Source organism: Flavobacterium limi (assembly GCF_010645075.1).
GTDB classification, from domain to species: Bacteria; Bacteroidota; Bacteroidia; order Flavobacteriales; family Flavobacteriaceae; genus Flavobacterium; species Flavobacterium limi.
Map to the genome: position 1 here is coordinate 885,534 of NZ_JAADZV010000001.1, position 13,899 is coordinate 899,432.

At 34.0% G+C, this 13,899-nt stretch carries 8 protein-coding genes; 3 read left to right on the forward strand and 5 right to left on the reverse strand.

Annotation, left to right across the window (positions count from 1 at the left end; genetic code table 11):
- Positions 1-21 precede the first annotated feature (21 nt).
- The 5 genes from GXM16_RS03880 to GXM16_RS03900 are packed head-to-tail and all read right to left on the reverse strand — an operon-like array spanning position 22 to position 10,242.
- Entirely contained in the window at positions 22-1,479 is a 1,458-nt protein-coding gene (locus GXM16_RS03880) for a fasciclin domain-containing protein (protein WP_163392898.1), read from the reverse strand.
- Positions 1,480-1,525: 46 nt separating this feature from the next.
- The gene (locus tag GXM16_RS03885; RefSeq protein ID WP_163392899.1) at positions 1,526-3,220 is read right to left on the reverse strand and encodes a fasciclin domain-containing protein; all 1,695 of its coding nucleotides are present in this window, start codon (positions 3,218-3,220) and stop codon (positions 1,526-1,528) included.
- Between the two features lie 12 nt (positions 3,221-3,232).
- Complete coding sequence (locus GXM16_RS03890; protein WP_163392901.1) at positions 3,233-4,732, reverse strand: RagB/SusD family nutrient uptake outer membrane protein; 1,500 nt, start codon at positions 4,730-4,732, stop codon at positions 3,233-3,235.
- 16 nt (positions 4,733-4,748) lie between these two features.
- Entirely contained in the window at positions 4,749-8,036 is a 3,288-nt protein-coding gene (locus GXM16_RS03895) for a SusC/RagA family TonB-linked outer membrane protein (RefSeq protein ID WP_163392903.1), read from the reverse strand.
- 1 nt (position 8,037) lies between these two features.
- The gene (locus GXM16_RS03900; RefSeq protein ID WP_163392905.1) at positions 8,038-10,242 is read right to left on the reverse strand and encodes a fasciclin domain-containing protein; all 2,205 of its coding nucleotides are present in this window, start codon (positions 10,240-10,242) and stop codon (positions 8,038-8,040) included.
- A 1,162-nt stretch (positions 10,243-11,404) separates the two neighbouring features.
- Between GXM16_RS03900 and GXM16_RS03905 the strand changes: the two genes are divergently transcribed.
- From GXM16_RS03905 to GXM16_RS03915, 3 genes are all read left to right on the forward strand, one after another.
- A complete protein-coding gene (locus tag GXM16_RS03905) occupies positions 11,405-12,091 on the forward strand; it encodes an SGNH/GDSL hydrolase family protein (RefSeq protein ID WP_163392907.1) in 687 nt (228 codons plus the stop codon).
- Between the two features lie 272 nt (positions 12,092-12,363).
- Positions 12,364-13,305, forward strand: coding sequence for an ROK family protein (locus tag GXM16_RS03910; protein ID WP_163392909.1), 942 nt, complete (start codon positions 12,364-12,366; stop codon positions 13,303-13,305).
- A gap of 32 nt (positions 13,306-13,337) precedes the next feature.
- Entirely contained in the window at positions 13,338-13,853 is a 516-nt protein-coding gene (locus tag GXM16_RS03915) for a cupin domain-containing protein (protein WP_163392911.1), read from the forward strand.
- The last annotated feature ends 46 nt before the right edge of the window (positions 13,854-13,899 follow it).

Here is a 13,899-nt window from a genome sequence, read left to right on the forward strand (position 1 = left end):
CTCTTTATAAAATATTAATTTTTAAGGGACAACAGGAACAAATTTCAAATAGTCGAGAGTGAGGGCACTGGTTGATTTTGTGCCACCTATTAGAGAAATCAGACCACTACTACCTGCGGTAGTATATGTAAATTCACCTATTTCTACCTCTTCATAATTATTAAGCGGCACTATAACCATTGGAAATGTTTTTGTAATATTGACTAAAGGGAATCCTGTTGCAGTTTGGTTGACTGTTCCGCCAATAGCCAATTGTTGTTCAAAAAGATTTGCCGTTCTGTCGTTTATGGCTCTCCAGTATATCTTGTATTTGGTACTGAACATATCATTTGCATGATAAAATAGGGTAAACTGCGGCAGGGCAGGAAGTTCTACCATAAGATCATTGTAAAGACCATCCGGGTAGAGTAGACTAATTGGCCCTTTTTTATCACGATAAAGCATTCTGCTGCGAACGCCATAATATGCGATATTTTTTTCTCCTTCAATCTTTGTAGTAACTAAACGTTTTTCCAGTTTAACATCTACCTTTTTCATGATATAGACAATCCCGTTGCTTAACACAATTGGTTCTCCTACAATCTGTGTTTTGTCCACATCAAACTCAACACCAAATCTGGATGTTAATTTAGCAGGCAGTGCCTCTTTTGTATAGGCTTTTGGAAAAACCATGTCTCTTACTGTAAAATATTTTGAATAAATAGCAGTAAGATCTGCAGATGGTTTATTCAAATAAGGTATCATTTTTGTTACTTCGGCATCGAAACCATCATTTTCCATTAAGAAAAGGGTATAGGAATTCTTTTCGTTGTTAAGATTGTAAACATTTTTTAAAAATGAGTTTGATAAGGAATCTGCAAGAAAACCAGGAGCGGCAGTAGATTTGGCAATTGCATCTGCATCGTAAATACTAAATTCTTTCAGACTTAATAAATAATTACTCATTGCCGAAGTACCTGCTTGTGAAGTAACATATTCCCAGATATTCAGTTTTGGAGCAAGGGCTTTATTAACAACATGAAATACGCCATTGGCAGCATAATGATCTGCAGTAACTATAGTGGCATCACCTATTGTTGTGCTTCCTTTGAATGTTAAATATTTGGCGTTTAACATTTGGATTCTTTCTTCATTATTGTTTCTAACAGATGAATAAGAAGTTAAGGCAATATGGTTTTCAACAAATTTTTTAAGTGCTTCCGGGTTGTTTAATATTGTTGTACTAACGGCTTTCACAGCCTCGTTTGTTGGTACAAAAACAGTATAGGTTTTAGAGGCCGCCAATATTTTGTCGTAACCTGTTTGAGCTAATAATTTACCAAATTCAGCTGTTTCCGGTGTATTGCTGATAGCCTCATTTAGCGTCTCATTTAAATTTGCATCACCATTATCCTCTTTATCATCCCACGGACTGGAACATGAAACCAGTCCGATTGTGAGAATGATAAAAAGAAGTTTTTTATATTTTAATAAAGTCATTTTTACTTAATTAAGTTTGAAATTAGATTTTTGATTTAATTCTTAATTATTTGATTGGTGCAAAACCGCTTGTACCGGAATTAAATTTTGGATACAGTTGATCCATATCTACTGGGCGAAACTCTGCCACATCAAACCAGGCCTGAGCAGAGAATGAAGATTGAGATTGTAAGGTCAATTTGTGTCTTCCTGTAGTTGCAATATCTACTGTCCCTACTAATCTACAATTCATTTTACTGGAAGAAGGTTCAATATGACGTTTGTATCCTTGCGATTCTAACACTCTTTCTTCTATACTACTGAATTTGTTACCGTTTTCGAGCATATTGATTTGTCTGGACATTTCTACTCCGTCAACAAACACTTTTACTAGTCCTACTTTTGTATCCTGTCCTCTGTAAGAAATCCATAATTTGTATTTCCCTTTTATGATTACAGGGGTTGTAAAGGTGATATTTTGACAATTTCCATTTCTAAAACGATTAATTTCAAGACAGTCACCATGCCATCCAAAACCTACTGTACCTCCTTTGGCAGGATCTTTAAAATAGGTAATAGGATCATTATCATCCCAGGTAACATCCTTAAATAAAGCTTTTGCTAAAGATGTTTTAGGAGCTGCTCCAGGGATTCTGAATACAGAAGTTAACTGTCTGAATTCATTTTGATCGCAGAAATCAAAATATACAGGAGCCGGTAAACGTTTTTTGATGGCAAAATTAGCAGCAGCAAAATGCAATACTCCATTTGATGCCGTTACATCACTTTTTTCTCTGGTAATAGCTACTCCTTTTTCTAATACGCCATTAAAAACCTCTTCGTTTAATAAAATGACATCCTTATCCAATTTTGCACTAATCACTTCAAGCGGAGCCTTAGTTACCAAAGCTGGTGATATTGCTATATCTGCTAAATATTGCAATTTTGGTAAAATACGGTAACTCACAAATAAATTCAAACTGTCTTTTACATCTAAAGGATTATGTAGGTGACTGTATTTTGCTTTTAATTCTTCAATATTATTAATACCAGCTGCTTTAAAAGCATCATTTGTCTGTGCTAAAACGGTAAGATAACTGTCTATATCATTTTTTGTATAATCAATAGGTTTATTAAGTGCATCATACCATCCTGTAACTTTTAAAGCTTCAGTAAACAAAGAAAGGTTTGTATCCTGTTCAATAGTCTGAGCCAATGTTTTATCAGCAACACGCAATACTTTATCAATAACATGAATTACCCCGTTTCCTACTTTAACATTTGACTTAAGGATACTAGATTGTTTGTTAACTGTTGTACTGGATGTTCCATTTTTATTAGTAGCACCAGTTACTAAAAACTGGCCATACAAACTTGGTGTGGCTATTTTTCCATCTGTAAAATCGGTCGTATTTATTGTTTGGTTTAAGATGTGAAGTTTAACAATATTCTGCAAATCTGCCAAAGGAACGTCTTTTAATGAACTGACACCTGCATCTTTTAAATATTCTTTCACAGCTTCGTTAGTGGGAAGAAATAAGGTGTAAGTTCCATAAGTATTCATAAATGGAGCGTAATTTGTAATTTCCAGCATTTCTAAAAACATAGAAAATTCTGGTTCATCTCTTAAAAAATCAGTAATGTTAAGAGTTTCGTCTGTACTTTCCTTAATTTTTTGCTCAGTGCAATTTTGAAACACTAAAGCGATCAAAAACACTAAAGTAAATCTCAAGAGGCTAGGTAATCTTAATAGTCTTTTCATGTCTTGTTGTTTTTATTTGTAAAATGGATTTTGTACAAGTTTTTTATTTGTATAAAGCTCGTAAGTATTAATAGGCAAATAGTGGCTATTTGGGTCTTTTAATTTTGTGACAATGGATTGCTGTTGCTCGGGAGGTGCACTCAAAAGAGCAGCATCAGTTAAAATATCTAATCGTTCGTAATTGTTTCTTCTGGCATTACGTAGCATGTCGAACCAGCGTTTGCCTTCAAATGCAAGTTCACGTGAACGTTCTGCTAGTATATAATCAATAACTTCTTTTTTGTTATCAGTACCTATTGACTCAGCAGTCTGGTCGATTGCATCGTGTTTTAATCTGACATAATCAATAATTGCTAATGCTTCTGTTCCTCTGTTTAATTCGGCAAGTGCTTCAGCCTGCAGTAATAATACATCGGCATAACGATATACAAACCAATGGGTATCTGCATCCTGCAATTCTTTTCGGCTATCGTTGTCTGAACCTACATATTTGTAAATCTCATTTGTTCCGGCTACGAAAGCAGTACGATCACCGCGAATGTCTTTATTAGCAGGATTTTCAAAGTCAACGCCAAATACATCTTCTGAAACAGTAGCTGAAGCCAAAAACTGTGGTCTGAAAGTAAGGAAATTATAAAATGGACCTAAATTAGTTTTAGTATACTGAAATTCAAAAATACTTTCAATTGAATTTCCTTTGGCAAAAACGGTATTAAACCAGATATTGTTTGAAGCTTCGATTAAATCAAACTTACCTGATTTAACTATTTTGTCAGCTGCATCAAAAGCTTCCTGAAAATTATCATTCCACAGATAAACATCTGCCAGCATCGCATTAATACTATATACTGTAATACGTCCTTTGTCAGATGCAATATCGCCATAACTCTCAACAGCGTATCCTTCTGCCAATTTAAGGTCTTTGATTACCTGAGCAAATACATCTTTTTGTGGAGTGACAGGTAATTGAAAATTGTCTTTATCGGTAAGAGTAGCGGTTAATTTTAAAGGAACATCTTTAAAAGTACGGGCCAATGTAAAATACAAATAAGCTCTTATTGCCAAAGCTTCTGAAAGATAATGATTTAGCTGAACCTGAGTTAAAGTTGGATCTTTTTCCAGAACAGCAGGTGCAAGATCAATTACGGTATTACAATAATTGATGGTTCTGTAAAAAATTGCCCAGCTAGTCAGATCATTGGACGCCATAATATTCGAGTTCATAATGTCTCTTTGATCCTCGGTAACGTTAGGCCCCGGGGCAATCATGTCACCTCTTAATTCTCCGTGCATGAATAAATACTGAGACATTGACAAATCAGCTACACCCGGAGGTGAATTTAACAGAGAAGAATATATACCTATAACTGCGGCCTGGATGTCTTCTTTGGTTTTCCAAAATTCTTCACGGATAATCCCGTCCTGCGGACGTAAATCTAAGTAATCATCGCATGATGTTACTGAGATAAACAGAGTGAAGATGGCGAGAATGGTTTTTATTTTAGTTTGCATAATTCAAATTTTATTTTTAGAAACGAACAGAAGCTCCTACTGTAATACGTTTTGTTGGCGGAGTACTGGAATTATCTCTTGCGATAGCAAAAGGATCTCCGGACTTCATTGTTACCTCAGGATCCTGCCCTCTGTATTTAGTAAATGTTATTAAGTTGTCTGCTGTTATGTAACAGTTTAAATCGCCCAACCCTAATTTTTTTATTAAATTTTTACTGAAAGTATAACTGAACGTAACTGAACGAAGACGTGCGAAAGAAGCATCTTCAACATAACGATCTGAACCTAACCAGTTATAACCTGCTCCATAGACTGCTCTTGGCATATCTGTTACATCACCAGGATTACGCCATCTTGATAAAACGGCAGTACTCTGGTTACTGTATCCGTACATGTTAGTAGTTTTCATATCGGCCTCATTCACTACTTCATAACCCACTCTGTAGGTGAAATAAAGCAATAGCCTGAATTGGTTGTTAAAAGTTACTGTAGGTCCAAAACCACCTGAGAATTTAGGATTACTGTTTCCTAAATAAACTACATCACGGCTGTCAATATTTCCATCATGGTTTACATCTTCGTACATAGCATCTCCCGGTTGGAACACATAGTTTGTAATAGGATAATTAAAACGCATAAATACTTCTTCACCGTTAGGTCCTACTATAGTATTTCCACTGGCATCTTTAGCTTTGGTTGCATTAAGATCTGTATAAACTCCTTTAAAGCGGTATCCGTAAAATGAACCAAAAGGATTACCAACCTGAAGGAAGCGTTTGTATTCTCCGTTTCTGTCTGTATTTCCACTCTCACTTGGATAATATTCAGAAATTTCCTTAACCGTGTTTTCATTGCTTGAAATGTTAAAATTGAAATCAATTTTCCATTTATTAGATTTTAGAGGAGTGGTATTAAGCGCTATTTCAAATCCTTTGTTTTGTAATGTACCTACGTTTTGATCCACACTATTGTAACCAGAAACACTGCTTAGCTGAAGATTGTCAAAAATAAGGTCTTTGGTAATGTTTCTGTACAAATCTACATCTAAGTTAATACGGCCTTTAAACAATTGCAGGTTGAAACCTAAGTTTGTACCTTGTAATGTTTCCCAACGAAGATTACTCAATTCGATATTAGAAGGGAAAACACCATTAAGACCTAAATACTGAGTAGCGTAATTTGAATACGTGTTAAAATAAGTATAATCCGCTTTTGGGGCTCTTCCGGACTCTCCGTAACTCGCCCTGATACTCAAATCATCAAGAAATGAAATATTTTTCATAAATGGTTCTCCGGAAACTCTCCAGCGACCTGATATAGAAGGGAAAAATCCATATCTGTTTTCCGGACCAAACTTAGAACTTCCATCTCCACGCACCCCTACATTAAGGATGTAGCGATCTAATAAACCGTATTGTACGCTCATTAATCCTCCAACAGTTCTGGCCTGACCATTATTGGTATATAAAAATAAATCAGAGTTCTGAGTTCTTGACGGAACTGAAGGATCTGTCAATAAAGAAGAAGCTGTATTGGATGTCATTGACCTGTGAGTCGTATACATAAAATCATTGGTTTGCAATGATAATAAGGTTTGTAAAGTTTGTTTTTCTCCAATATTTGGTGTCCAGATAAAATTTGTTTTAGTTACAATATTAGATTCATCACTATCGGCATCAGATGCTCTGTTTACAACTGTTTCAGTAAAAGGGCGTCCTGTTGCATTTTGCGGTAAAAATGCTTTAGATTTTGTGCTTTTATAATCGAACTGTAAATCGAAAGTCGAAATAAATATTTTAGGTATAATATCCACATTCACATTAAAATGGGGAGTTATACGATGCTGCACCTGATCATTCATAGCATATTCAGCCATTGCCAGTGGATTATAGGTACCTGAATAAGTTCCCTGGATGTTAAACGCCGGAGAAAAATAATTTGGGGTAAGATTTCCCATTTCGTCATATTCATAAATACTCATATTTGGCATTTTAGTGAAAGCAACAGCACGCAAACGGTCGCCATCCTTATCATCAAAACTATTTACATAGTTGCGCTGCGTATTAGTGAAAGTATAAGCGATATCGGTTCTGAATTTAATGCGGTCAGAAACGATATAATCCAAATTTAATCTGGCATTTAATCTTTCAAGGCCTGTTCCTACAGTTACTCCCTTTTGTTTGTAGTAGCCTACAGAGCTAAAATATCGGGCTTTTTCTCCCCCTCCCTGTAAAGAAAGATTGTGTTCATGTGTTAAACCTGTTTGTGAAATAGCGCCTACCCAATCAGTGTTTTGTCCATAATTCTTATAGTTGTATACATCTATCGGATCATATTGAAATTCTTTAACAAGCCAGGTATTCAACGGAACTCCGTTTCTATTCATAAATGCTTCAGGAATCAGCTGAGAATACTGATCTCCACTCAACATCGGGATGGTAGAAGGTAATTTAGAATAAGTTGATTTATAGGTGTAAGAAATTTTAGGAGCACTCACACCTCCACGTTTAGTAGTAATTAATAAAACCCCACTGGCAGCACGTGATCCCCACATTGCTGTTGCGGCAGCATCTTTTAAAACGGTGATGCTTTCAATATCTGTAGGAGCAATATTTAATAAAGCTGAATAACTTTCTGAATCTGCAGTACCAAAGTTAAAATCATCCGGAACGGATGTCTCATAAGGCATACCGTCTACTACAATTAAAGGGTCTGAAGATCCGGAAATAGAAGAAGTTCCTCTAATTCTGATTTGCATTCCTGCCCCCGGATCACCACTGGTAGAGGTGATGTCAACACCTGCCAGACGTCCCTGTAAAGCTTCGTCGATAGTTGGGGCCTGGGTATAAGCTAAGTCTGCTGCATTTATAGAAACAGAGCTGGTTGTTCTGTTTCTGTCATCAATTTTCATTAAACCGTTGTCAGATTTCTTTGTACTGGTAACGACTACCTCTGTAAGCGATTCTACAGTAGAAACAAGTGAAATTTTAATAAACTCCCTGCCTTTAATTTCAATACGCTGAGATTTATATCCTATTGTTGAAATGAATAATTTATTGTTTGGATCTTTAACCCGTATAGCAAAATTTCCATCAATATCTGTTACCGCACCGGAAACAGTACGATTTTCAGAATCCTGTTCTGCAATTGTTGCTCCGGGAATGCTTAGTTTATCACTTGAGTCAATAACCTGACCACGAACTAAAAAAGTTTTATTTCCTTGTTGCGCCAAAGCTGGAAAAGCAGTCAGTAGAACAAGGGCAAAAGTAAAACTGTAAAATATGTTTGTAATTTTTTGTCTCATTTTATCGCATATATGTAAGATAGTTATCTACTAAATGAATTAAGGATCTGTCTGCCAGGTTGTTGCTTTGGGCTGGTATGTAATGAGCCCAGTTTAAAAGTGAATCCCTGAAAGATAAAGTACCAGGGGTGCTCTGAACAAGTACATAAGTTTTCTCGCCAAAGCCATCCTTTCTTAGTGTTTCAAACTCCCCGGTTGTCAATCCATCATCTGATGCTATTTTGTTTACTATAATGTGAGCCTTAATAAAATCTGCAACCAGATCCTTATCACTTTGTATAGTTGGTGTAACTGATGAAGGTAAAGCACCATTGGTTACTGCTTTTGCAATTGCAGCGTTATTAGGTATTACAAAAGTGTACGATGTTCCCAGATCTACTCCCTGGATCTTACCTGTAGCAGGATCATATATAGTAGAATTTTTTAGATAATTAAAGAAAGAAAGGTACTGAGAATTAACGGTTTCAGATAAACGTTTTATTTTTAATCCCTGCATTTCCTCACTATATTGAAGTAAATTATCAACATAATAGGTTCTTCCGTTTTGCTGGTCTTCGTAACCTAGAATTCCTACTGGGGTACCACCTGTTACTTCATTTCCTGCCGCATATAATTTATTGTTGTTCCATTTGATATATTCACCCGGAAGATCCATGTCTCCTGAGCGAATAATTCCTGAACCGGATAAATCATTTAATTCTCCATTTGGAGTTAGGATTATTCCATTATAAAGGATACGCAATAAACGGGCGCGGGCAATGGCACTTGTCGCAGATGATCCTCCAACTGCAGGATTTACATATGTCCATGTTGAAAGAGTAGAATTATATCCAAAGCCCATCTCAGTAAGTTTAGCATCAGATGGCAAGAACAGGGTGTATCTTGTACTGATATTGCTAATCATTTCTTTGAATCCGGATCCATCATTCATTATTCTTGTTGCCATTGTAAATTTTGGATCTAAATAAGCTGATGTATAAACACTATAAAACAAATTCGATTTTTGAATTTTTTTAGTACCATAAAAGAATCCGTTACTCAGGATTTTGGCTTCAAGGATATCAGAATTAAAATCAAATCTTAAATTTTCGTTCAAAGCATTGCTATTAGCTGGCCCTTTAGAAGGCCAAACAGCATTTTGAACCATATGGGCATTAATAAAATCACGGAAAATGTATAATGGAAGCACATTCAGAGAAGGATAATTTTTAAGTAAAACAGTATTAATAAATTGTGTTAAAGCTTCGTTTTCCGGAACTAAAAGGGTATACAAATCGCTTTGACCGTCATTATCAGCTTGTTTTAAATAATTTTCATTATTTGGCGAAAAAGACAAAAGAGGATCATAAAATTTAATATAAACATTGTCTGATTTACCTGTAAAATTGCGGTAGGTATCAGTAGCACTCTGATTAAACATATAACTAACAAGCCCATGATCTTCCAGTAGTTTGCGGAACTCACTGTACTGAGGTTTTTGCTCAAGATATTGTTCCAGTGTAGGTAAAGGAAGATTTACTTTGTTAACCTCATGAATAATTCCATTTTCAGCGACAATATCTGCCTGGGTAACTTTTGCATTTAAAACATCAAATCCGGAGTACTGTGTATTAGGGTAGAAATAATTAAAATCGACAGTACTTAAGCTCTTTGCTGCGAAATATTCATCTGTAAAGTAAGTGACATATTTATTATTATTATCACCTGGAAGGTAAGCGCCGTTTCTATTAGATCCCACGATCACTTTAGATTCTCCTTTAATTGTTTTAGTGACGAATCCGTCATAATAAGCAGTTCTTCTTCTAAAGGCATTATCAGGAATCCATCCCGTTGCAGATTGGTAATCAGAAAGTTGTTCTGTTCGGAAAGCATTGTATATAAGGGCATATCTAACAATTTTTGCTGCAGTTTCAGCATCAATTTTATTTACATCTGTAATGCCTTGTTCCTGAAAATATTTAGTAAAAGCTTCGTCATTAGGAGCCATCATTGTCCAATAACCGGCTTTGCCTAAAATGTCCTTATATCCGGCTTTCTCTATTAAAACCAGAAGATTTTTAAAATTTCCAAGAGCTTCAAGTCGTTGGTAAATAGGAGGTTCCAGTGAATCTGGTCGCTCATAGTAATCATCGTATGCATCCTTACTGCAGCTTGACAGAAGGATTAAAAATGAAAAGACAAGTAATTGGTGTATTTTTTTCTTCATTCCCGGTTAGTTTAATATAGTTGAAAAGGCTAATTAGTTTTAACTTTTTTTTAGCAAATACTGATATGTCAAACCTAAAGTGTTCTGTTGCTAATTCTATCCTGCACTATCCTGTTTTTTTTTATATGTGTTTTTTTTGGGTGAATTAAATAGTAATACTATAATGTATGTGTTAATATTTTAAATATGCGTAAAATATAGGATTCGTAAGGCTTGACGCCATTTTTTGAATAATTTTAGTCAGGAACTAATTATTCAAAAAAAATGAATAATTAAATAAATAATCATTAAAAAGATGTCTAAAACCAGTACTTTATGAAAAAATACTTGCGCTTTTTAGAAGAAAATAAAGACTAAATTTCCTAATAGTTTATTAGGATCTGCTGGCTGTTTTTCTAATTTTATAAAAGTTGGGTTTGGAAATTCAGAGATATAATACTTTAACAGTTTTTATGTTAAAATTTATTAACAAATTTTAATGAATCATAATGCTTCCGTAAAGTCAAATTCTTCATGTCATTTAGCCCAATTATTAAAATAAATATATTACGTCCTTAGTTTAAATACCGTTTAATAATCTTACGGATTAAAAAGCATTAATACAGGTTCGCATTCTTTTATATATCATTGACTTTTTGCTATGTCGCTTATAATTCCTTGCATATTTGAAATGTAAGGCTTGTTCAGGACTTTGAACTTTCATATGAAAACAGTGTAATTCATCCCGATGACATTAATTTTTGTTATAAAAGCAGAAGACTCTTAACTAAATTGCTTTTTGAGAAATGTAGAATGGGATAATCTTTTAAATAGATAAGTTGGAGTCAGTTAATTAATTTAATTTTTAAATTTTTTTTAAGGCATTTCAATGAAGCCATTTCTGGACAGATGTTCTGAAATGGCTTTTAGATTTAAAATAGTATTCAAAATATTTCAGGAAACATTTTGAATACTAAATCGTTTTAGTATATTTGCCTGCTAATTATTAGTTTTTGCTAATAAGTGTGATAAATTCAAAACTTCTTTATTAATTGTTTTTTAAATAGTTAAATTTTGATATAGTCTTTAGGTTAAAACAAAAAAATAAATAAAGTTCGAAACAACTTTTCAAATTTTTAAAAGAAGTAATCATGCATTTTTATTAATCAGCCATAGTTTTAGAATGAGAATCAATGTTTTTTTTTACTACATCTTATTAGTACTGTCTATTAATTTTTCATATGGTCAGGACTGGCCTGATTTAAACAGATATAAAATAGACAATTCGAAAGTGCCTGTTCAAAATTCTAAAGAATACAATCGCATAGTTTTTATGGGAAATTCTATAACGGAAGGATGGCTGAATAAAAGACCTCAATTTTTTAAAAACAAAAATTATATCAATAGGGGAATAAGTGGCCAGACAACCCCACAGATGTTATTGCGTTTTCGACAAGATGTTATTGATTTGGAGCCAGCTGTAGTTGTTATTTTGGCTGGAATAAATGATATCGCACAAAATACAGGGCCATATTCAGTTGAAGCTACCTCCGGGAATATTTTTTCGATGTGTGAATTGGCTAAGCAAAACGGAATCAAGGTGATTATTTGTTCAGTTCTTCCTGCGATAGATTTTCCGTGGAGACCAGGTATTGATCCGGCTCAAAAAGTTATTGCGCTAAACACTATTCTTAAATCGTACGCTGTAAAACATAAAATAGAGTATGTGGATTATTTTTCGGCTATGGTTAATGAAAAAGAAGGTTTAAAAGAAGAGTTGGGTACAGATGGTGTGCATCCTAATGAAGCGGGATATGCGGTTATGGAACCGATTTTAGAAAAAACTATCCGGAGATTGTTAAAAAATTAAATTTAGAGTCAATCTTTTAAAGCTAGTAGGAAATTTAAATATTTAACACATTTTCTGATTAGTGTGTAATAGAATGATAAAATAGTGGAGACCGTATAGAGAATAGTATTGTTTTTTGACAATATAGTATCGAATGACAAAAGTCTTTCTTTTTAGGTTTGAATATTATTTTTAATCTAAGATAAACAACTCCATCGAATAAGAATTTGAATAATAAACATAATGAGTTCAATAACTGATTATAAGTTAAAATAATTAAAAAGATTGAAAAAATGTCAGTAACAATAGGTGTAGATATAGGAGGAAGTCATATTAGCAGTGCAGCCGTAAGCAGCAATAATCTTAAAATAATTCCCGGAACTTATTTTAGTGGAGCTGTAAATAGCAAAGCATCCAAAGAAATAATAATTCAAAAATGGGCTTTAATAATAAACCAGACGATTAAGGTAATTAAGGAAACTAAGGAGCTTTCCTCAAATGAAACGATTGGGATCGCTTTTTCAATGCCTGGTCCATTTCAGTATCAAACGGGAATTGCTATGTTTGAAGGTAATGACAAATTTGAATCATTGTATAATGTTTCAGTTTCAGATGAGCTGTTAAAATGTTTAAGTACTAAGAATGTTAGTTTTAGATTTTTGAATGATGCAAGCTGTTTTGGAGTAGGAGGAGCTCTCCGGCAAGAATCTACAGGAAACAATAAAGTAGTAGCAATTACCTTGGGAACCGGATTTGGAGCCGCTTTTTTAGATAACAAACTGCCTATAACTCAAGGAAGCAATGTGCCGAATAATGGGTGCTTATGGGATAAACAATTTAAAGACAGCATTGCGGATAATTATTTTTCGACAAGATGGTTTTCAAATCAATACGAAAGTGTTACCGGCGAAAAATTAACAGACGGAGTTAAAGAAATTGCCAGTATTGAAAATTATTCAACAGCAAAAATATTTGATGACTTTGCTAATAATTTAAGTAACTTTTTGTCTCCTTATCTTATTGATTTTGATGCCGATTTATTAGTAATTGGCGGGAATATTGCAAAATCATACCGTTTGTTTTTACCTAAACTGAAAGAGAATTTTAAAAATAATAATATTGATATTTCAGTAAGTATTGTTGAAAATACAGAAGAAACGAGCGTTTTAGGATCAAGTTATCTTTTTAATGAGGTTTTTTGGGAAAAAATAAAAGCAGAACTGCCATCTTTTTAGTTGGCTTAATTAATTTAAAAAAAAAATATAAAATGAATATTGAAATTTCAAATCAGGATAGTAAGACAGTAGTATTTGAAAAAATTAGGAATGAAATAAAAAAAAACAATTTTAATATTATAAATGAAGATCAGAACAGGCCCTGGGGAGGTTTTTTTGTAATTGATGAAACTCAGGCAGGCGATTTTATTGTTAAGTTTTTTTCACACTTAAAACTTGACGATGTAAAAATTACTAACAAATTAAGCCCTAAGATATTAGTTGTTGCTCCGGATAGCAGACTATCATGGCAATATCATTTTAGAAGATCAGAAATCTGGAAAGTTGTTGGGGGCCCTGTTGGTGTCAAAATAAGTGATACTGATGCTGAAGGAGAATTAAAAACACTTAAAAATGATGATTTTATTCAAATGGATAAAGGAGAACGCCATCGTTTGATTGGTTTAGACTCGTGGGGTGTTATTGCTGAAATCTGGCAGCATACAGATGAAAATAATCCTTCAGATGAGGATGATATTGTGCGTATCCAGGATGATTTTGGACGCTAAAACTGCTTTGTTTTTTTAGGCAGTAAAGTTTTGATATTAGTAGGTT